The organism is Kribbella sp. NPDC059898, assembly GCF_042730855.1.
In the GTDB taxonomy this organism is placed as follows: Bacteria; Actinomycetota; Actinomycetes; order Propionibacteriales; family Kribbellaceae; genus Kribbella.
In genome coordinates, this window is record NZ_JBHWKR010000002.1 from 563,720 (window position 1) to 582,284 (window position 18,565).

The window sequence follows — 18,565 nt, forward strand, 5'->3', positions numbered from 1 at the left end:
ACACGTGACGTCGGCGTCGGCTAGCGCCGGACCGCACGACATTGTGCGGTCACTCAGAGATTAGTCCACCTTTGTCACTGGTGTGGTGTCGGGACGGGCCTGTCATCGTTTGGTGAGACGCAGTGCGAGAGCCGGGCAGGCGAGGACTGCGCGGCGCGCGTCCGGGAGCTCACCGGCGGTGATCTCGCGCCCCCTCAGCACCGGGAATCCCCACTCGTCGAGAGCGACGTCGTCGGGCAACAGCCCAGCACACAAGCCGTGTCCGTCGCAGCGGGTCCAGTCGATCTCGAGCCTGCTCATCGGGCCACCCCGAGCACCCCGAGCACGGGCCGGCCGCACCCCTGATGGTTGAGATGCCGGCGTACGTCGTCCTCGAAGACCTCGAGCGCCGATGTGAGGAACCTCGCAGTCCCGTCCGGGTGCGCGCAGGCTCCCCGGCCCGGAACCAGCCCGAGATGCCGCTGGGCGTCGTACCAGCCGTCCGGGTCGCCGACGGTGATCCGGGCGAAGTCGTCGACCAGTGCGCCGAGGCCGAACACGCACGGGCCGCACTGCCCGGCCGACTGACCTCTCAGCCACTCGGCGACCCGGGTGACCTCTCCCAGCGGACAGGTGCCGGTGCCGAGCGCCAGGACGATGCCCGCGGACACCTCCGGCCGCTGGAGCGTCACGCCGTCGGTGTGCGGCAGCCAGCGCCCGTGGTACCCACCCAGCAGGACGGGGCCTGATTCCGCACCGGCGTACTGCAGGACCGTGTCTAACGGAACACCGTTCGGTGTCTCGAGTACGTCGGGATGCTGGACGGCCCCGCCGATCGTCAGGAGCTGCGTACCGGGCTCCGTACTGACCCCGGTCCGGCTGTACTCGCGGGACCCGAGCCGCGCCAGTACGGCGAGCTGGGCGAACGTCTCCACGTTGGACAGGAACGTGGGCCGCCGGTGGTAGCCCTTACGCGTCGGCAGCACCCGACGACCCGGTGGTACGGCTGTACCGCCCTCCAGCACGCTCAACACCGCACGGGCCTCCCCCGCGACGAACCGGCCCGGTGCCTCGCGTACTTCGATCGCCAACCGGTCATCGCGCTCCATCAGCGCCTCTCGGAGCGACATGGCCGCCTCACGGTCGTGTACGGCGATCAGCACGTGCGGCGCACGCAGTGCATGCGCCAGACCGACCGCACCGTCAAGGACGAGGTGGGGCGCACGAGTGAGGAGCAGACGGTCCTTACGGCTCGCCGGCTCGCTTTCGGAACCGTTGACGACAACGGCTTCCACACCACGCTTCGGGAGGTCCTGGAGCTTCAGAGCGACCGGAAACGCCGCGCCACCGCGCCCTCGGAGCCCTACCGCTTCACACAGCCGCACGTACTCGTCACGGGTCAGCTCAGGCTGTTGTCCGTGCGTCAACAGGTGCCGCTGGGCGTCCAGACGTCCTTGGTCGAGTCCTGCGAGGACTCTGGCCTCGCCGATCACTCTGACGTCGTCAACGGTGATCACTGGGTCCTCCAAACTCTTGTAGGTAGTGCGTTGAGCCGGTAAGCGCCAGCAGTCGCCACCGCGGCGAGACAGCCGAGCGTGATGCCGAGCATCCACGGCGTACTGCGGTCTGTACCGGCCAGCAGTGCGTGTCCGATCGACAAGAGCCATCCCACCGACGCAGCGATGTGCAGCTTGCGCCAGACCTTGGTGAACTTCTCCGACACCGCCAGCCGGCCACGGGCCGCTCCGACGAGTGACGCCAGTACCAGGCTGTAAAGAGCGAGCGCGCCGACGGCCATGGCGAACGGCCGGTAGCTGGAGCCGAACGGCCACACCAGGACGGTCAGCCCGATGCTCACGTAGCTGTCGGCGATCACCGCGACCACGTGCGTCGCCAGCAGCACAAGACCGGTCACGGCCGCCGAACGGTGCACGTACTGCAGCCAGAACCGCCGTTCAGCCGACTTCACTCGCGGCATCACCATGCCGAGTACGGCGGACAGCGTGAACATGACCATCGTCGCGACGCCGGCCGCACGAGCCAGGTACCAGAGCGTCATCAGGCGGCCCTGCTCGCTGTCGGCCAGCCTGACAACTCGGTGACCTCACCGTCCGCGTCGATCAACCGCGCCGGGTGCCCAGCCAGCTTCAACCTTCCCAGCGCAGCATCGCCCGTCGCCACCAGCGCAGTACTGAAGGTGTTCGCCCGTACGGCGGTCGGCGCCCACACCGACGCGGTGCGGTAGCGGCCCTCCGCCGGCCGGCCGGTGCGCGGGTCGATGACGTGATGCCCGTAGCCAGTCGGCGTCTGCCAGCGACGTACCGTCCGAGTCGAGGTGGTCAGGCCGCCGTGCGCCAGTGTCACGAGGACACCGATCTCGCCGGCGCGTTCGGCGACAGTGATCACCCACGGCTTCTTCGGTACGCCGGCCGCGCGCAGGTCCCCGCCGATCTCGACGAGCACCGCGCACCCGTAGCGCTTGCTGAGGACGTTCGCGGCCCGGTCCGCGGTCCAGGCCTTCGCGGTGGCGCCCAGGTCGAGCGCGCAGCCCTTCGGTACGCCGAGCATCGCCAGCTTGCGGTTCAGCTGGACGTGCTGCCAGCCGGTCACCGGCTGCGGCTCGCCCGGATCCTGCGGGAAGCGCCGCCGCACCGTCTCGATGTCGGCGTCGTACCCGGCCGCGATCACCGCCTGGCCGACGGTCGGGTCGACCGCGCCGCCGCTCACCTGCGCCGCGACCAGGCCGACGTCGACCAGGTCGACCAGCAGCCGCGACACCGGGACGAGCGCACCGGCGCGGCTGTTGACGATCGACAACTCGGAGTCCGGGCGGAACCGGCTCGCGGCTTTGTCGACCCGGTCCATCAGCGCCTCGAGCTCAGCGCAGGCTGCGCCCAGTACGGCGGGGTCGTCGACGGTCAGGCGGACCGTGCAACTCCACGCGGACCAGGTACGCGACGCGGTCATGATCCGTTGCTCCCACCCTGCGAGCTCGAATTGGAGCTCGTCGACCCCAGACCGCTGGAGCTGGACCCGCTGCTGCTCGAACTCGATGAGCTGCTGCTGTCGCCGGAGCTGCTCGACGTCGTGGTACCTGAGGTGCTGGTGCTCGAATGCTTCGCCGAGACGACCGCGACCGAGACCCCGGTCGCGCCGACACCGAGCACGGCGGTGGCGATCGCGGCGGCCGACGCGCGCCGCAACCAGCGCGGACGGTTGGGCTGGGATTCATCTGTTCTGACCATGCCCCAAGCCTCGGCCGGGGCGTTTCAGCCGCGCTCCAAGAGAAGCTCAAGCCACCGTCAAGTTCTCCTGAAAGGTCTCTGAGAACAGCTCTCAGGAGCCGAGCGCGCAGTCGGTCTCACAGTGCTTGCCGACCGCCGCGACAACCTCGTCCGCGGCCTCGCCGAGCATCGCGAACCGCTCCGGACCGAACACGTCGACGAAGAACTCCCGCACCCGCGCCGCGTGCGCCGGCGCACACGCCTTGATCGCCGCCAGCCCGTCGGTGGTGATGACGATCTCCGGGTACCGCGACTCGCAGGCCTCCTTGCGGATCAGGCCGCGCTTCTCCATCCGGGACAGGTGGTGCGACAGCCGGCTCTTCTCCCACTGCGTCGACCGGCCGAGCTCGAACGCGCGCATCCGGCCGTGCTCGGACTCGGACAGGTTGACCAGGATCTCGAAGTCGGACTTGGACAGCCCGAAGTCCCGCTGCAGGTGCCGTTCCAGATGCGTCTCCAGCGTCCGTTGCATCAGCAGGTAGCTGCGCCACGCCTTCTGCTCGTCGTCGTCGAGCCACGGTCCCTTGCTCATGCCGTCCATCCTACCCGATGGGTTGACACATCAACCCGAAGCGCTAGGGTTGACACATCAACCTAACTCTTCTGGGGAGTGAACGGATATGAGCACGAAGCTGATCGCCGTCGTCGGAGCGACCGGGGCACAGGGCGGCGCGGTGGCGCGGGCGATCCTGGCGGACCGGTCCGGCGAGTACGCCGTACGGGCGCTGACCCGGAACCCGGAGTCCGCGAAGGCCCGGGAGCTCGCGGCGGCCGGTGCCGAGGTGGTGGCGGCGGACCTCGACGACGAAGCGAGCGTGCGGGCCGCCTTCGAGGGCGCGTACGGCGCCTACGTCGTGACGAACTACTGGGCTCCGCTGACCCCGGAGCAGGAGGCCGCGCGGACCCGGGCCGAGATGGAGCTCGAGCAGGCCGAGATCGCGGCGCGGGCCGCCCGGGACGCCGGCGTACAGCACCTGGTCTGGTCGACACTCGAGGACACGCGCCCGTTCTTCGCCGGGCGGGACGACGTACCGAGCCTGGACGACGGGCGGTACAAGGTCCCGCACTTCGACGCGAAGGGCGAGGCGGACGCGCTGTTCACGAAGTACGGCGTACCGACGACGTTCCTGCGGACCACGTTCTACTTCGACGCGTTCGTGAACGGCATGCCGCCGGCCCGGAACGCCGACGGCACGCTGACGATCTCGTTCCCGATGGGCGACCAGCGGCTGTCCGGGGTGGCGTCCGACGACATCGGCCGGACCGCGTTCGCGATCCTGAAGCGTCCCGATCTCGTTGGTGCGACCATCAGCATCGCGGGCGACCACCTCACCGGCACGCAGTACGCCGAAGCCTTGTCCGAGGCGCTCGGTGAGAAGGTCGTGTACCACGCACCGACCGTCGAGGAGTACCGCGAGTACCCGTTCCCGATGGCCGTCGAGATGGCCAACATGTTCCAGTTCTACAAGGAGAACCACGACGAGTTCACCGGCAACCGCGACCTCGCCAAGGTCCGCGAACTGAACCCCGAACTGCAGTCCTTCGCGACGTGGCTCGCCAACCACCGCGACGAGCTCACAGCGAACTGAAGTTACTGCATCAGGTCGGGGACCTCTTCGGCCAGGATGCGGCCGCGGCTGGTGCGCGCTGTGGTGCGGGCCGCGGGTACGACCGGGTCGGCGGGACGGCGGTGGTGCCAGTCGGTGCCGGCTTGGTACGCGGCGGCGACGGCGAGCAGACGGTCCTCGCCGTACGGCTTGCCGCCGAGGATCGTGCCGATCGGCAGCCCGCCGGTGGTGAAGCCGATCGGTAGCGCCAGTTCGGGAAGACCGAGTGCGTCGAACGGTGTCGGGGAGGTCTGTACGACCACGTCGCACTGACCGAACAGATCGTCGAGAACCCGCTCGAGCAGCCGGAGCTTGGCGCGCTGCCCGATCAGGTACTCGTTCGCCCCGAGCAACGCGCCCTGCAGCCACCCGGTCACGGACACGCCGAAGCCACGCAGGTCCGAGCGCAGCATCGGCAGGAAGGGTTCGCTGCGCTCGGGCAGCCGGACGTTGTTGAAGGCCGCGTTGGTGAGCAGGTCCCACTCGTCCGGCATGGTCACGTCGACGACCGACAGACCCTCGATCCCCGCGAGTACATCGAGCGCGGCGATCCGAGCGGCGGCGGTTTCCGACGTACCGGCGGTGTACCCCGGGATGACGCCGACCCGGGTCCGCCAGCGGGACCGGACGCGGCCCGCCCGGACGATCGGCGTGGCGGCGGTCACCAGATCGGGCACCGGCGGAAGCCCTTGTGTTCTTGGGTCTTCCGGGTCCTCCCCGGCCATCGCCGTCATCATGATCGCCGCGTCCATCGCGTCCCGCGCGAGCGTGCCCGGGTGGTCGCGGGTGTAGCTGAGCGGCACGATGCCGTGCAGCGAGACCCGGCCCATCGTCGGCTTCAGCCCGGTCAGGTTCTGCGCGTTCGACGGCGCCGTGATCGATCCGCCGGTCTGCGTCCCGACACTCGACGTCGCCATCCGCGCCGCGACCGCGGTCGCCGATCCGGACGACGAGCCGCCGGGATCCGTACCCGGGTCCGCCGGCGTCCACGCGTTCACCGTGGTGATCCGGCCGTCCGGCGTGGTCGCCCGGGTCGTTGCCAACGGCCCCATCTGCGTCTTGCCCAGGACGATGCCCCCGGCCGCGGTGAGTCGCCGTACGGCGGTCGCGTCGTACGGCGGCACGAAGTTCTCGAACAGATACGAGTTCGCGGTCGTGGTGACGCCGGCGGTGTAGTAGTTGTCCTTGATCGCCAGCGGGATGCCGTGCAGTGCGCCACCGCGGCTCCTCGCGAGCACTCGCGCCCGGGCCAGCGCCTCGTCGGCCAGCACCCGATTGAACGCCAGGTACGTCGAGTCGTACGCCTTGATCCGGTCCAGATACGCTTGAACCAGCTCCTCGGGTCGCAGCCGCCCCTTGCGGATCAGCGTCGCGGCCTCGGCGATGGTCAGTTCGCTGACGTCGACCGATCGAGCAGGTACGTCGACGAGCGTCGCGGGAGCCGTTGCCGCGGGCGCCGCATGGGCGATCGACGGCAGCGCGACCGAGCCGACGGTCGTCGCCGCGGCCAGGGCGCCGGCGCGGTGGAGGAACGAGCGCCGGTCGACCTGGTCGTCCTGCGGCGCACTCATCGTGCTTCCCGAACGACGTCGATGGACGGATACAACGACGGCGGCGCGACCTGCTGCCCGAGCGCGGCGTCCGCGGCGAACGCGTACGAGCTCAGCGGCAGCACGGTCGTCCGCATGAACCCCCGCAGACTCGCGAGTGCCGAGTCCCGTCCCGGACTCCCGGTCTGCGGATCCGGCGTACTCCCCGGCGGCAACTGGTCGAGATCGATGCCGATCGACGCCAGACGCGCCCTGATCATCGTGTCCAACTCGGCATCCGTCGGCTGACTGAGACCCATCCGAGTCCCCTCCCGGTCGTGGCGGCAACCTGTCGGACCCAGTTATGTCATCCCCGTTCGCACCTGACATTTCCCCGAGATCACGACGACGTTGCGGCCATCACGGGCGCTGCTCAGAATTCGGTGACGCCGAGGGCGAACTCCCAGTGCCGGACGCCGTCGCGGGCGAGGCCCATCGTGAGCAGGCCCGCTCCCTCCAGCCAGTGCGCCATGTCAAGACCGCCGACGTCCAGCGGGCGCAGCCCGATGCTCTCGACGAACGCCGACACGGCCGCCTTGGCCGACGCGTCGTCGCCGGCGAGGAAGACGTCCGGCCTGTTGCCCTTCTCCAGGACGTGGCCGAAGACCGTATTGAAGGCCTTCACCACGCTCGCGCCGGCCGGGGCCACCTTCGCGGCCTCCTGTGCGATCGAGGTCTCGCCGGTGTAGGACAGTCCGTCTGCCTTGGGATTGAAAGGATTGCTGATGTCGACGATGACCTTGCCCGCGAGCGCGTCCGCGTACTGCGCGACGACAGCGACGACGTCGCCGGACAACAAGGCCACGATGACGATGTCCCCGGCCGGTACGGCGCCCCAATCGCCCGCCGTGGCTCCGTCACCGAGGGCCTTCGCGAGGTCGGCGGCCTTGGACCGATCGCGGCCCACGATCTCGACGGTATTGCCGCCGGCCATGGCCAGGGTGCCGAGGATGCGGGCCATGTTGCCGGTGCCGATAATGGTGATGCTGCTCATGAAAGTCCGTCCTCAGATCGCAGTGGTGCCGCCGTCGGCTGCCAGTTCCATGCCGTTCACGTAGCTCGAGTCGTCCGAGGCGAGGAACAGCGCGACCGTCGCGATCTCCTCGGGGCGGCCCATCTGTCCCCGCGGGATCAGCGACTCGAACTGCCGCTTCGTCGCCTCGTCGAACAGTTCCTCCTGCTTCGCGGTGGCCACCTGGCCCGGCGTCAGCACGTTCACCCGGATCCGCCGTTCGCGTAACTCGTTCAGCCACACGCGGGCGAAGGCCTGCTGCACGGCTTTGCTCCCCGCGTACACACTCCAGCCGGGGTAGCCCCGGAGCGAGGCGCTCGACCCGGTCATGAAGATCGAGCCGCCGTCGTTGAACAGCGGCAGCGCCTTCTGCACGGTGAACAGCGTTCCGCGCGCATTCAGCGCGAACGTCGCGTCGAACTGCGCCTCGGCGATCTCCCCGAGGCTGCTTTCCACGCCCATCCCGGCGCTCGCCCAGAGCACGTCGATCGCGCCCTTCTCGCGCTTGACCGTGTCGTACAGGCGGTCCAGATCGCCGAGGTCGGCCGCGTCGCCCCGCACCGCGGTCACGTTCCGGCCGATCAGCTCGACGGCTTCGTCGAGTGCCTCCTGCCGCCGGCCCAGCAGGTAGACGTAGGCCCCTTCGTCCACGAACAGTTTGGCGCCGGCCAGCGCCAGGCCGGTCGATCCGCCGGTGACCACGGCCACCTTGCCGTCGAGCTTTCCCATGATCGCCCCAATGCGAGAACAGTTATGTACACCAATCAGTGTGCTTAACCTAGGCGACGTTCGGCCGGGCCGCAAGTTATGTACACCGATCGGTACCCAATCGGGCTATCCTGGGCGAGTGGAAGACATGACCGAGTTGGAGAAGGGCCCGCAGGGCCGGCGCCGCGGCCGGGGTGCCCGCGAACGCATCCTCGGCGCGTCCCAGCAACTGTTCCGCGAGCAAGGCATCAACCGCACCGGCATGGACCAGCTCTGCGCGGTGGCCGAGGTCTCGAAGCGCACCGCCTACCAGCACTTCAACGGCAAGGACGAACTGGTCACGGAGTACCTGCGCCGCTTCGATCCCGGCGTCATGGCCGCGGTGTTCGACCGCACCGACCTGACGCCGCGCGAACGGCTGCTCGCCGCGTTCGAGCTACCTACCCGCGGCAGGCAGGAGCCCACGCCGCTCTGCCCCTATATCGAGGCGGCCGTCGAGATCCATGACCCGGAACACCCGGCGTCCCAGGTCGCACGCGACTACAAGCTGGCCCTCGCCGCACGCCTCACCGACACCGCGCGCGAAGCCGGCGCCACCAACCCCGAAGAGCTCGGCGAACAACTGGCCCTCCTCCTCGACGGCGCCTCGGCCCGCACCCGGGTACTCAACCGCGAGTCCTTCCCCACCGCCGCCGCCATCGCCACCGTCCTCATCGACAACGCGATCCCGGCGACCTCACCTGGGCATTAGGGGCGTGGTCGTCGGGTCGAGCACGATGGTGTGCATCGACTCGATCCGCGAGACGATCGCTTCCCGTGGGCCGGTGCGCCAGGCGTCGCTGGTGTAGAACGCCGTCTCCTGTTCGTCCCGTTGGGCGAGCGAGTCGAACGTGCGGATCAGGTAGGCATCCTCCGCTCCGTCCTCATCCACCAGCGAGGCACCGCACCCCGCCACCTGGATCCCCGCCGCCGCGAGCAGCGGGAGGCTGTCCTCACGCATGACGCGGACGAACTCGTCCCGGGTGCCCGGCTTCAGTCTGTAGGTACGCACTTCGACGATCACCCGGGGAAGGTATCGCCGAACACCGTCAGACCATGTCAGGTTTTCGCGTCTGCCAGCGTGCGGCGCTGATCACGAACCGCCTGTAGTAGCTCGGCGCGCCGAGGAAGTCCTCGTCTTCTCCTTTCGCGGTCTCGACCATGCCGATCGCCCGCAGGATCCGCACCGAGGCCCGGTTCGCATCCACGGCCTCGGCCTCGATCTCGCGGAGTCCCAGCTCCCCGAATCCGTAGGCGAGCCCGAGCCGCGCCGCTGCCGCGCCGAGCCGAGCCCAGCGGGCAGACGGACCGATCGCATAGCCGAGTTCACGGCGGTCCGGCTCCTCGCCGGCGAGGTCGACGTACCCGACCACTTGGCCGTCGGCCAGAATGCCCGGCATGGTGTTGCGGCGATGGGCGAGGACGTTCGCGAACGGAAGCGTGGCCGTGCAGCTGGAGAAGGTGAACGCGCGGCATCCGTGGAGCCACAACGATCACTTCCACGGCTGGATCCTCGCGAACCTTCCCGAGCAGCGGCATTCGGCGCTCGACGTCGGGTGCGGGCGTGGTGAGTTGCTGACCGCGCTGGCACCGCATTTCACCGACGTGAACGGCGTCGACGTCGACGCGGCCATGCGCGAGCAGGCAACGCGGCGGTGCGCCGGCTTCGGCAACGTCGTCGTCTGGGGCGGCGCGTGGAACGACGGTCCAGGCCCGTACGACCTGATCACGATGATCGCCGTACTGCACCACCTGGACGTGGCCGAAGCCTTGCACGACGTACGCCGGCTCCTCGCGCCCGGAGGACGTTTCCTCGCGGTCGGGCTCGCCGTACCACGAAGCGTCCGCGACCACGCCTGGGACCTCGCGTCCGTCGTCACCAACCCGATCATCGGCTACGTCAAGCACCCGTGGCCGAACCCGAACGGCAAGCAACCCGCCCCGTTCCCGGTGCAGGACCCGACCAAGACCTTTGACGAACTGCGCGATGTCGTCGTCCGCGTCCTGCCGGGCGCGGAGATGCGGCACCAGCTCGGCTTCCGGCACACCATCGCCTGGACGAAACCAAACTGACGGCCGGTCAGGTCAGCGAGTTCGGTAGCGGGTATAGGTCACGCCCGAGGCGAACGAGCGGTGGTCGAGCAGGTCGAGCTCAAGACGAATGCCCGGCGGGAAGAACGGCGTGCCGCCACCGACGACGGTCGTGGTGGTGAACAGGTGGTACTCGTCGACCAGGCCGGCCTTGATCGCCTGGGCCGCGAGGTTCGGGCCGTCGATGCTGAGGTCGTGGTCCGACTCCTTCTTGAGTCTGCGCACCGCGTCCGGGTCGAAGGTCCGCTCGATCCGGGTCTTCGCGCTCGACGCCGACGCCAGGGTCGTGGAGTACACGATCTTCTCCGCGGCCCGCCAGTCGTCGGCGTACTGCCGGATGTACGGCGGCAGGTCGGGCTGGGTGTGCGCGGTCTCCCAGAAGAGCATCGTCTCGTACATCCGGCGGCCGTAGAGGAACGTGGCCACCGGCCGGAACAGGTCGCCGACGAAGCTGTGCACCTCCTCGTCCTCCGGCCCCCACCCGAGGTCGCCATCGGTCGCCTCGGTGCAGCCATCGAGCGAGGTGATCATCGAATAGATCAGCTTGGCCATGGTCCGCCCCCATCGCTTGAGGTGAGCCGGTCGACTCACCATTGCCTGGACGGTAGCCGCGACCCCTGAGGTGAGTCAAGCGACTCACCTCTCTGACATACTGGCCGCATGCCCCGCGAGCTCTCCGCGTACCACCGCCAGGTCGCCGCGACCAACCGCACGGCGATCCTCGACGCCGCCACGGACCTGTTCCTCGAGGCCGGGTACGACAGCACCTCGCTGGCGCGCGTCGCCGAGCGCGCCGGGGTGTCCAGGGCGACCCTGTTCAAGCAGTTCCCGACGAAGGCGGAGCTCTTCGAGGCGACGCTGCTCGCGACCGGCGGCGCGCCCGGCGGCGAACTCGCGGACCCGCCGGCCGGCGACTTCTTCGCGGGCCTGGTGACCCTCGGCCTCGCGTACGTCGAACTGCTGAACCGTCCCCGCATGGAGGACCTGATCCGCACCCTGATCGGTGAGGCCCACAGATTCCCGGAGTTGCGGGCCCGGACCTTCGACCTCGGCACGCTCCCGGTGATGACCGCGCTCGGCCGCTACCTCCGTGCCGCGAAGGCCGCCGGGACCGCGACGGTCGACGACCCGGACACCGCCGCCGCGCAGTTCCTCGGCATGATCTCGACCATCGTCTTCTGGCCCCGGCTCATCCACGGCGGCTACGTACTCACCGACGAGCAGACACGCGACGTGGTGCGGGAAGCAGCCCGCACCATCGTCGCGCGCTACGGCAGCTGACGCTACGAGTTCCAGACCTGGAACTCCGAGATCTGACCGGCGGGCCAGGTGTCGTTGGCGGTGAGGTTGAGGCGGTAGTAGCGCTGGCTGGTGGGAGTGAACGTGATGGTGACCGTGTTGTTGTTGCCGGGGGCAAAGGAGTAGCCGGCCGGCCCGGCGAGAGTGCTGAAGGTCGTGCCGTTGGTACTGCCGAGGACCGAGAGGGTCTCGGTGCGGGCGCCCCAGCCGGCGGGGAGTTGCAGGACGATCCGGCCGGCGGTTGTCGCCGTACCGAGATCGACCTGGACCCATTGCGGGAAGGCGTTGTTCGCACTCTCCCAGTACGACGACTGGCTGCCGTCCGTAACGTTGCTGGAGGCATAGATGTCGTTGTGAGTGGACTCGCTGGTGGGCTTACCCGCAGCGACGTTGGTGTTCGTACTGCCGCCACCTTGACTGACTGGGCTGTAGACCTCGAACTCCGACACCTGGCCGGCCGGCCACCCGGTGTTGGCGGTGACGTTGACACGCACGTAGCGGGCGGTCGTCGTCGGTACGGCGATGTTCACGACGTTGGCGGGAGACGTGAACGTGTACGGCGCGGACGCTACCGCTGTCGTGAAGGTGGAGCCGTCGGTGCTCGTCTGAACAGACAGTGTTTGCGTGCGGGTACCCCAGGCCGAGCTGGGAGGAAGCTTCAGGGTGACCTTGCCGATGCTGCGCGCGGTGCCCAGGTCGACCTGCAGCCATTGCGGGAACGCGTTGTTCGCACTTTCCCAGTACGTGTTCGCGTCGCCGTCGGTCGCCGTCGTGGCGGCCTGGGTGCCGTTGACCTGGCTACTGGCGGTGGCGGGCTTGTTGAGGGCGAGGTTGGTGTCGGCGCCGATTCCGTTGCCGGTCAGGGCGATCGAGGTCGGGCTGTTGTTGGCGTTGCTCGTCGCCGAGACATTGCCCGTCCGTGCTCCCGACGCGGTCGGCCGGAAGGTGACCGTGACCGTGCAGGATGCGCCGACTGCGACCGTTCCGCAGTTGTTCGTCTGGCTGAAGTCACCGGTCGCCGCGATCCCCGAGACGGTCGCGGACGCCGTACCGGAGTTCGTGAGCGTCACGGTCTGCGTCGCGGACGCGCTGCCCACCAGCGTGTCCGGGAAGGACAGGCTGCTCGGGTCGGTCGTCAGGATCGGCCCGGGCGCAACGCCCGTACCCGAGAGCGGGACGGTGTTCGTCACCCCGGAAGCGTTGACGGTCAGGTCTCCGGTCCGGCTGCCGGCGGCCGTGGGGCGGAACGTGACGTTCACCGTGCACGAGCCGCCGGCCGCGATGCTGCTGCCACAGTTGTTGCTCTGGGCAAAGTCCCCCGTGACCGCGACGGAGCTGACCGGCGCCGCGGCAGTACCGCTGTTCGTGACGGTGACGGCCTGCGCCGCACTCGTCGTACCGGTCGCGACCGACCCGAAGCCCACGGCGGTCGGGCTGATCGACAGCTGCGAACCGTTGTCGGGCAGGTACGGCGGGAACGCCGGCGCGGTGATGTTCTGGCACTGCGGAGCCCCGAAGATCCCCGAGTTGCCGCCGCCGTCGGTGAGCGTGAAACCGACGCCGCAGCTGTAGATCGGACCTGGCGCCTGCGTCCCGGTGGCGGTGCTGTTGGTGATCGTCGCCGACCCGCCGACCTGCTCCTGGACCACCCAGGTCCCGGTGTTCTGGATCGTCGCGTTGTTGATGTGCACATTGCTGATGTTCGAGCCCGAGACGAACTGGATCGCCTCGTACGGGCTCTGCTGGATCAGCAGGTTGTCGACGTTCGTCAGCCCGGACATCGCCCCGTCGCGCGCGTCGAACCACAGCGCGCCGACCCCGAACTGCCAGTTCGGATCCAGGCTGCCGGAGCGGATGATCGTGTTCCGCAGTACGTCGGTCCGCCCGAGCGCCGTCGAGTTGAACCGCTGTGCGACGTGGATTCCGCCGCCCTGGGTGAGGCCCGCGTCGATCACCCGGTTGTCGGTGACGAAGTTGTCGTGGCCGCCGTAGATCGCGATGCCGTTGGCAAGGATCGGGTACTGCACCGTGTTGTGGTCGAAGGAGTCGTTCGCGTCCGCGTTCTGGTCCGACCACGTCGCCAGGCCGTCGTCACCCAGGTTGCGCAGATCGCTGTTCGTCACCTTGGAGTTCGTGACGCCGTCGTGGAAGTTGATGCCGTCGGCGGTCACGTTGCGGATCCGCATGCCGTTGAAGACCAGGTTGGTGAACGGCCCGTCCATCCAGGCGCCGACCTTCTCGTGCTCGATCCACAGCCGGTCGACGGTCGAGTTGTTCAGCGCGCCGCCGACGCCGTTCACCTGCGCGCCGTCGTTGCGTTCCTGCACGTCGCCGAAGATCGCGAAGTCCGCGAGATGGACGCCGGTACTCGCGTTCGGCGCGTAGTTCCCGTAGAAACCGGGGGCCGCACCAACGATCGTCGAGTGCCACATCCCGGCGCCCTTGACGGTGATGTTGTTCAGGATCAGATGTCCCGGAATCTTGAACGTCCCCTCCGGGATCCACACGGTACCGCCGGAACCGGCCGCGGCCATCGCCGCGGTGAACGCGTTCGTGGAGTCCGCGGCGCCGGTCGGGTCCGCGCCCTGACTGGTCACCGACACCGATCCGGCCGGCTGCGTCAGCGCACCCGCGACGTTCTCGAAGTCGGCGAAGTCGATCGTGTACGACGCGGCCGTGTCCTCGGCGTCGACCTGCAACCGGAACTTCGTCCCGGCCGGGTACGTCGTCGGGAACAGCCGGTGCACCTCGTCGTAGAAGTGATGCGGGTTGCTGCCGGGCGTGTTCGTGAACGGGTAGCCGCCGTAGTACCAACTGTAGGCGTTGGTCAGCGTGAAGTTCGACTGCTTCGAACCGTTCACGTAGAACGACAGCTGCGGCGTGTAGACCGCGCCGGATCCGGTGTCCGGGATGCTGTAGCGGAACACGATCGAGTTCGTCGCCACCGGCGTGGTGAACTCGACGTACTTGCCGGTGCCCTGCAGCGTCACGGCCTTCCGGTACGACGCTTCGGCGGCCGGCGTGTTGTAGGCGGCGCTCGGACCGATGACGGTCCCGTTGGTGGACGAGTTCTCGGCCTGGACCTCGACGTACGGCAAGGTCGCGCCGACGCCGCCGGACGCGGCGGCCCAGGCAGAGGTGGGGGCGAGGACGGACAGGGTCGCGGCGACCAGGGCGCCGCAGGCGGCGAGCACGGCGGCGCGTGCCCTCCGGGGACTCGGTGAACGGAACATGCGCAGCTCACTCTCGATGGGGCGGTTAGCGACAGACCGTAATACCCCGGATACAGGTGCGCAATATCTCGATCGATCTTTGCAAGAAGTCGACTCGCTACGGAATGGTGACCGCGAGCTTGCCGACAGTGCCCGCCACGAAGTCGGTGATGCCCTGGGGCGCGTCGGGCAGGGCATATGCCTTGGCCAGCGGCACCCGCAGCCGGCCCTCGACCACCTCCGCCGCCAGGTGCGCCAACGTCTCCGCGCTGGGATCGGCCATGACGGCGGTCGCCTTCAGGTCCGGCCCGGCGGGCTGGAAGTGCAGTGTCGACGCGATCCGTCCACCCGGCGCGATCAGCCCCGCCACAGTGTCCCCGTCGCCGGCCAGGTGCAGCGCTGCCTGTACACCGGCCGGCGCGATCCGGCCGACCTGCTCGACCAACTCGGCCGGGTCGACCACCCACGCCGCACCGAGCGCGCGAACGAAGGCCGACTGCGCGCCGGGCTCGGCGGTGGCGACAACCGTTGTGCCGCGGGCGGCGGCCAACTGGACCGCGTACGCCCCGACTCCACCGGTCGCACCGGAGATCAGGACGAGGTCACCGGGTCCCGGATCGACCGCGTCGATCGCGTTCAGCGCCGCGGTACCGGCCAGGCCGAGCGCACCGGCGCGGACGTGATCGAGCTCGGCCGGCATCCGCGCCAGCCCGTAGCGCGAGTCGACCACGACGTACTCGGCGAAGCCGCCCTGGCCCAGCGCCGGCCGCATCACCACCCCGAACACGCGATCGCTGACGTCGACCGTCGTCACCTCGTCGCCGACCGCCGCGACCACACCCGCGAAGTCCTTGCCGAGTACCACCGGGAACTCGTACTCGTACACGCCCTTCAGGTATCCGCCGAGCACCCCGAGGTCGAACCCGTTCACCGACGAGGCCCGTACCTCGACAAGCACCTCCCCCGGACCAGGCTCTGGTACCGGCAGCTCCGTCACCACAGGCGGCGCACCGAATTCCGGGAATGCCACTGCACGCATCTGTTCCGCTCCTCACGCATCTTCTGTTCGCTGGTTACTTCTTGTGCGTACAGAAAGCGTGCGACAGACTGCCGGCATGGCGGAAGAAGGCACTTTGAACCGCGTAGCGAACACCGATGTGCGTGGGCGGATCGGCCACAGCCATCCGACCTGTCAACTGCGGGACGTCCTGGACCGGGTCGGCGACAAGTGGAGCGTCCTCGTCCTCGACCTGCTCGGCGACGGCCCCAGGCGGTACTCCGAACTCCAGCGAACCATCGAGGGCATCTCGCAGCGGATGCTCACGCTGACCCTGCGCAGCCTCGAACGCGACGGCCTGGTGACCCGCAGCGTCACGCCGACCTCACCGCCGCGCGTCGACTACGCGCTTACGCCGGTCGGCGAGACCCTGTCAGGCCAGGTCGCCGGGCTGATCACGTGGGCCGAGCACCATCGGCAGTACGTCGCCGACTCGCGCGCCCGGTACGACAAGGCCTGACGCCGGGGACGCCGCCGGCGCGGCGCCCCCGGCGGCCGTCACAGGGTGGTGCCGAGGGACGGGCCGCGGTTGCTGTTCGCGCCGATCGGGACGAGCTCGAACGTCCGGCCGTTGGTCAGGTCCACGGATTCGGCGAAGAACACGTCGCGGTGGACCCGGCCCAGCCAGCGGCCGTTCTGGAGTACGTCGTACGCCGCGGCGTCGGGCTGGAGGCGCCAGGCGAAGGTGAGGTGGCGGGTGGTGCCGGCACCGGGGCCGGCGTCGGCGACCGTGAAGGATCGCGGTCGGCCCGGGGCAACGTCGGCGGTCCGGGTGTCGGCGAGGAAGACCTTGCCGAGGTGGCCGGATCCGCTGGTACGCAAGGAGATCCGGGCGATGCGGTCGCCGGCGCGCGGGATCCGGCCGCGGTACTCGGTCCAACCGGCGGAGCGTCTCGCCGCGGTCAGCCGGGTCCACTCGATGTTGCCCGGTTTCGTACGACGGGTCACGCCGAGCTCAAGTGAGGACAGGCCTTGCGCGACGATGCGGACCTCGGTGGCGGCGCCTTGGGTGAGGTCGGTCTTGAACAGGTGCAGCACGCCGGTGCCCGACAACGCGAGGCTGTGCGCGCCTTCGTACGCCGTGCTCTCGTCGAGCGTCACCGTGACGCCGTCCGTCCAGTACTGCCAGGTCAGCGACCGATCCGCGCAGCCCTGGTTGTCCCAGCCGCCGTCGCGGACCTGCTTGCCGTCTAGGTAGAACGAACTGCCGGCACCGACGTTGAACGTCGTCACGATCGGCAGCGCGCCGTACGGCGACCGCTCGACGATGCCGTGCGCGATCCCGTCCCACTTCTTGTAGTTCAGGACATCCGTGCGGTACGGCGGTTTGCGCGGCTCGAGGCGGCCCGACGTCGCCGGGTTGCCGGTCGGGCCGGACCAGAATCGTTGTTCGAGATCGCGGTACTTCGCTCGTCCTTCCGGCGTCGTGGTGGCACCGGAGTTCGCGGCGGTGGCCCAGTACTGGTCCTCGACGAACAGCCCGACGGAGACCGGGCCCGGGTGGCCCGGGTACGCGTAGTCGGTGAAGCACTCCTCCGGGTTGAAGCCGCCCTGCTGGTGCTCGACGCCGGCGAACGCGACCGCCCGCGGGTCGAACCCGGCGTCGGCCGCGGTCTTCGCGCTGCCGCTGAGGTCCGGGTCGACGTACGGCCAGCCGTAGTTGATGAAGATCGAGTCGACGGCGCCGATCCACGGGACGTTCTTGGCGTTCAGCGTGTTCTGGTAGTCGAGGTCGCCGTTCGGCAGGTCGGCGTCGTAGTACTGCAGGTAGAAGCCCGGGTCGTGCGCCTTGATGTACAGGAACAGGTCGCGGAGCGTGGCCGCCTGGGCGGCGGTGATGGTGGCTTCCTGGTTGATGAACAGGCCGTCGAACCCGAAGTACCGGCGGATCTCGATCAGCTTGTCGCCGACCGGGAACGACCCGTCCGCGGCCTGCACCAGGAACTCGCCGAAGTCGACACCGGACCGCGGCCAGAACCAGCCGCCGATGGTCTTCACGCCGTTCTTGTGCGCGGCCTCGGTCCAGCCCGGGTTCGGGATGTCGATGACGCCGTACGTCCGGCCGGGCGCGCTTGGGTTCGCGACCACGTCGCTCGGCACCGACGGGAGCACCTGCCCGTGCCAGGTCCCCCAGACGTCGATGTACGGCCAGAAGCGTTGTGTATACGTATGCCCTTCGAGCCCGATGGGCTGGTTGCGGCCTTCGTAGACGGTGCCCGCGTCGTCCAGACTGAGCGTCGACAGCCGTACGCCGGGGTCGAGGTCCGGGTGTGCCTGGGTCGGCGCGAACGGCGCGATCCGCGGCGCCAGCGGGACCAGGCAGCGCAGGTGCCGCCCCCACGGATGCGTGGCCGGGTCGAAGTCGAGCAGGTCCGCCGGATCCCACCCGTACGTCGACGGCCCCGGCGGAATCCCACCCGACCCCGGCTTCGGCACGACGGCTCCGGCCGCCCCCGAGCCGCCAACCGCCGCCGCACCACCGACCCCGGCGGCACCGCCGACCCCGACCCCGGTCGCCTCCGCCGTACCACCGGCCCCGGCCAGCGCCGTCGCCAGCCCGGCGCCGCCGACCGTGATCAGAGTCCTCCGGGAGACCTTCACCGGATCTGACATCGCCTCACACTCCTTCAGATATACCGGTTTAGCTGAGCCAGCATCATAGGAGCGGGATCCCTGCGAGTGAAGGGC

The 18,565-nt window shown here is 69.1% G+C and carries 21 protein-coding genes; 6 read left to right on the forward strand and 15 right to left on the reverse strand.

Annotated elements, in window-relative coordinates; genetic code table 11:
- Positions 1-102 precede the first annotated feature (102 nt).
- The 4 genes from ACFV9C_RS08265 to ACFV9C_RS08280 are packed head-to-tail and all read right to left on the reverse strand — an operon-like array spanning position 103 to position 2,946.
- Positions 103-300 (reverse strand): ferredoxin, encoded by a 198-nt coding sequence (locus ACFV9C_RS08265; protein WP_380191665.1) that lies wholly within the window; start codon positions 298-300, stop codon positions 103-105.
- Positions 297-1,496 (reverse strand): NADH-ubiquinone oxidoreductase-F iron-sulfur binding region domain-containing protein, encoded by a 1,200-nt coding sequence (locus tag ACFV9C_RS08270; protein ID WP_380191667.1) that lies wholly within the window; start codon positions 1,494-1,496, stop codon positions 297-299. Before ACFV9C_RS08270 ends, ACFV9C_RS08265 begins: the two co-directional genes overlap by 4 nt.
- A complete protein-coding gene (locus ACFV9C_RS08275) occupies positions 1,493-2,038 on the reverse strand; it encodes a hypothetical protein (protein ID WP_380191669.1) in 546 nt (181 codons plus the stop codon). The genes ACFV9C_RS08270 and ACFV9C_RS08275 overlap by 4 nt, the downstream gene beginning before the upstream one ends.
- Entirely contained in the window at positions 2,038-2,946 is a 909-nt protein-coding gene (locus ACFV9C_RS08280) for an FAD:protein FMN transferase (RefSeq protein ID WP_380191670.1), read from the reverse strand. Before ACFV9C_RS08280 ends, ACFV9C_RS08275 begins: the two co-directional genes overlap by 1 nt.
- Before the next feature lie 30 nt (positions 2,947-2,976).
- Between ACFV9C_RS08280 and ACFV9C_RS08285 the strand changes: the two genes are divergently transcribed.
- Positions 2,977-3,306 carry a hypothetical protein gene (locus ACFV9C_RS08285; protein ID WP_380191672.1) on the forward strand — a complete coding sequence of 110 codons (330 nt, stop codon included), beginning with the start codon at positions 2,977-2,979 and terminating at the stop codon, positions 3,304-3,306.
- Between the two features lie 9 nt (positions 3,307-3,315).
- On the opposite strand, the gene ACFV9C_RS08290 is transcribed toward ACFV9C_RS08285, so the two are convergent.
- On the reverse strand, positions 3,316-3,795 hold the full coding sequence (locus ACFV9C_RS08290; RefSeq protein WP_380191673.1) for a MarR family winged helix-turn-helix transcriptional regulator: 480 nt from the start codon (positions 3,793-3,795) through the stop codon (positions 3,316-3,318).
- An 88-nt stretch (positions 3,796-3,883) separates the two neighbouring features.
- On the opposite strand from ACFV9C_RS08290, the gene ACFV9C_RS08295 reads away from it, so the two are divergent.
- Positions 3,884-4,852 carry an NmrA/HSCARG family protein gene (locus ACFV9C_RS08295; RefSeq protein WP_380191674.1) on the forward strand — a complete coding sequence of 323 codons (969 nt, stop codon included), beginning with the start codon at positions 3,884-3,886 and terminating at the stop codon, positions 4,850-4,852.
- A 2-nt stretch (positions 4,853-4,854) separates the two neighbouring features.
- Here ACFV9C_RS08295 and ACFV9C_RS08300 read toward each other — a convergent pair whose 3' ends face one another.
- The 4 genes from ACFV9C_RS08300 to ACFV9C_RS08315 all read right to left on the reverse strand — a co-directional run bounded on the left by ACFV9C_RS08300 (position 4,855) and on the right by ACFV9C_RS08315 (position 8,200).
- Positions 4,855-6,441 (reverse strand): amidase, encoded by a 1,587-nt coding sequence (locus ACFV9C_RS08300; RefSeq protein WP_380191676.1) that lies wholly within the window; start codon positions 6,439-6,441, stop codon positions 4,855-4,857.
- Positions 6,438-6,680: a hypothetical protein gene (locus ACFV9C_RS08305; protein WP_380191678.1), complete on the reverse strand. Its 243-nt coding sequence runs from the start codon at positions 6,678-6,680 to the stop codon at positions 6,438-6,440. Before ACFV9C_RS08305 ends, ACFV9C_RS08300 begins: the two co-directional genes overlap by 4 nt.
- Positions 6,681-6,832: 152 nt before the next feature.
- A complete protein-coding gene (locus tag ACFV9C_RS08310; RefSeq protein ID WP_380191680.1) occupies positions 6,833-7,453 on the reverse strand; it encodes an NADPH-dependent F420 reductase in 621 nt (206 codons plus the stop codon).
- Between the two features lie 12 nt (positions 7,454-7,465).
- Positions 7,466-8,200, reverse strand: coding sequence for an SDR family NAD(P)-dependent oxidoreductase (locus ACFV9C_RS08315; protein ID WP_380191682.1), 735 nt, complete (start codon positions 8,198-8,200; stop codon positions 7,466-7,468).
- A 127-nt stretch (positions 8,201-8,327) separates the two neighbouring features.
- Between ACFV9C_RS08315 and ACFV9C_RS08320 the strand changes: the two genes are divergently transcribed.
- Positions 8,328-8,930, forward strand: a complete 603-nt coding sequence (locus ACFV9C_RS08320; protein WP_380192306.1) for a TetR/AcrR family transcriptional regulator — start codon at positions 8,328-8,330, stop codon at positions 8,928-8,930.
- Here the strand turns inward: ACFV9C_RS08320 and ACFV9C_RS08325 are convergent.
- Entirely contained in the window at positions 8,916-9,242 is a 327-nt protein-coding gene (locus ACFV9C_RS08325; protein WP_380191684.1) for an NIPSNAP family protein, read from the reverse strand. The two genes, ACFV9C_RS08320 and ACFV9C_RS08325, sit on opposite strands and share 15 nt — an antisense overlap.
- Positions 9,243-9,267: 25 nt before the next feature.
- Positions 9,268-9,618 (reverse strand): GNAT family N-acetyltransferase, encoded by a 351-nt coding sequence (locus ACFV9C_RS08330; protein ID WP_380191686.1) that lies wholly within the window; start codon positions 9,616-9,618, stop codon positions 9,268-9,270.
- Between ACFV9C_RS08330 and ACFV9C_RS08335 the strand changes: the two genes are divergently transcribed.
- On the forward strand, positions 9,617-10,291 hold the full coding sequence (locus ACFV9C_RS08335) for a class I SAM-dependent methyltransferase (RefSeq protein WP_380191688.1): 675 nt from the start codon (positions 9,617-9,619) through the stop codon (positions 10,289-10,291). The genes ACFV9C_RS08330 and ACFV9C_RS08335 overlap by 2 nt on opposite strands.
- A 12-nt stretch (positions 10,292-10,303) precedes the next feature.
- Here the strand turns inward: ACFV9C_RS08335 and ACFV9C_RS08340 are convergent, their stop codons facing one another.
- The gene (locus ACFV9C_RS08340; protein ID WP_380191690.1) at positions 10,304-10,861 is read right to left on the reverse strand and encodes a dihydrofolate reductase family protein; all 558 of its coding nucleotides are present in this window, start codon (positions 10,859-10,861) and stop codon (positions 10,304-10,306) included.
- A 108-nt stretch (positions 10,862-10,969) separates the two neighbouring features.
- Here ACFV9C_RS08340 and ACFV9C_RS08345 point away from each other — a divergent pair, with 108 nt between their 5' ends.
- A complete protein-coding gene (locus tag ACFV9C_RS08345) occupies positions 10,970-11,590 on the forward strand; it encodes a TetR/AcrR family transcriptional regulator (protein ID WP_380191691.1) in 621 nt (206 codons plus the stop codon).
- Positions 11,591-11,592: 2 nt separating this feature from the next.
- On the opposite strand, the gene ACFV9C_RS08350 is transcribed toward ACFV9C_RS08345, so the two are convergent.
- Positions 11,593-14,841 carry a discoidin domain-containing protein gene (locus ACFV9C_RS08350; protein WP_380191693.1) on the reverse strand — a complete coding sequence of 1,083 codons (3,249 nt, stop codon included), beginning with the start codon at positions 14,839-14,841 and terminating at the stop codon, positions 11,593-11,595.
- Between the two features lie 97 nt (positions 14,842-14,938).
- Positions 14,939-15,859, reverse strand: coding sequence for an NADP-dependent oxidoreductase (locus ACFV9C_RS08355; protein WP_380191695.1), 921 nt, complete (start codon positions 15,857-15,859; stop codon positions 14,939-14,941).
- Between the two features lie 94 nt (positions 15,860-15,953).
- Between ACFV9C_RS08355 and ACFV9C_RS08360 the strand changes: the two genes are divergently transcribed.
- Entirely contained in the window at positions 15,954-16,337 is a 384-nt protein-coding gene (locus ACFV9C_RS08360; RefSeq protein WP_380191697.1) for a winged helix-turn-helix transcriptional regulator, read from the forward strand.
- A 38-nt stretch (positions 16,338-16,375) separates the two neighbouring features.
- Here the strand turns inward: ACFV9C_RS08360 and ACFV9C_RS08365 are convergent, their stop codons facing one another.
- A complete protein-coding gene (locus ACFV9C_RS08365) occupies positions 16,376-18,490 on the reverse strand; it encodes a hypothetical protein (protein WP_380191699.1) in 2,115 nt (704 codons plus the stop codon).
- Between the last annotated feature and the right edge of the window lie 75 nt (positions 18,491-18,565).

Excerpts from the sequence above, each read along its gene's own strand:
- ACFV9C_RS08265 (WP_380191665.1), bottom strand. The coding sequence starts at position 300 with ATGAGCAGGCTCGAGATCGACTGGACCCGCTGCGACGGACACGGCTTG.
- ACFV9C_RS08275 (WP_380191669.1), bottom strand. The coding sequence starts at position 2,038 with ATGACGCTCTGGTACCTGGCTCGTGCGGCCGGCGTCGCGACGATGGTC.
- ACFV9C_RS08280 (WP_380191670.1), bottom strand. The coding sequence starts at position 2,946 with ATGACCGCGTCGCGTACCTGGTCCGCGTGGAGTTGCACGGTCCGCCTG.
- ACFV9C_RS08290 (WP_380191673.1), bottom strand. The coding sequence starts at position 3,795 with ATGAGCAAGGGACCGTGGCTCGACGACGACGAGCAGAAGGCGTGGCGC.
- ACFV9C_RS08295 (WP_380191674.1), top strand. The coding sequence starts at position 3,884 with ATGAGCACGAAGCTGATCGCCGTCGTCGGAGCGACCGGGGCACAGGGC.
- ACFV9C_RS08300 (WP_380191676.1), bottom strand. The coding sequence starts at position 6,441 with ATGAGTGCGCCGCAGGACGACCAGGTCGACCGGCGCTCGTTCCTCCAC.
- ACFV9C_RS08305 (WP_380191678.1), bottom strand. The coding sequence starts at position 6,680 with ATGATCAGGGCGCGTCTGGCGTCGATCGGCATCGATCTCGACCAGTTG.
- ACFV9C_RS08310 (WP_380191680.1), bottom strand. The coding sequence starts at position 7,453 with ATGAGCAGCATCACCATTATCGGCACCGGCAACATGGCCCGCATCCTC.
- ACFV9C_RS08315 (WP_380191682.1), bottom strand. The coding sequence starts at position 8,200 with ATGGGAAAGCTCGACGGCAAGGTGGCCGTGGTCACCGGCGGATCGACC.
- ACFV9C_RS08320 (WP_380192306.1), top strand. The coding sequence starts at position 8,328 with ATGACCGAGTTGGAGAAGGGCCCGCAGGGCCGGCGCCGCGGCCGGGGT.
- ACFV9C_RS08335 (WP_380191688.1), top strand. The coding sequence starts at position 9,617 with ATGGTGTTGCGGCGATGGGCGAGGACGTTCGCGAACGGAAGCGTGGCC.
- ACFV9C_RS08330 (WP_380191686.1), bottom strand. The coding sequence starts at position 9,618 with ATGCCGGGCATTCTGGCCGACGGCCAAGTGGTCGGGTACGTCGACCTC.
- ACFV9C_RS08340 (WP_380191690.1), bottom strand. The coding sequence starts at position 10,861 with ATGGCCAAGCTGATCTATTCGATGATCACCTCGCTCGATGGCTGCACC.
- ACFV9C_RS08345 (WP_380191691.1), top strand. The coding sequence starts at position 10,970 with ATGCCCCGCGAGCTCTCCGCGTACCACCGCCAGGTCGCCGCGACCAAC.
- ACFV9C_RS08350 (WP_380191693.1), bottom strand. The coding sequence starts at position 14,841 with ATGTTCCGTTCACCGAGTCCCCGGAGGGCACGCGCCGCCGTGCTCGCC.
- ACFV9C_RS08355 (WP_380191695.1), bottom strand. The coding sequence starts at position 15,859 with ATGCGTGCAGTGGCATTCCCGGAATTCGGTGCGCCGCCTGTGGTGACG.
- ACFV9C_RS08365 (WP_380191699.1), bottom strand. The coding sequence starts at position 18,490 with ATGTCAGATCCGGTGAAGGTCTCCCGGAGGACTCTGATCACGGTCGGC.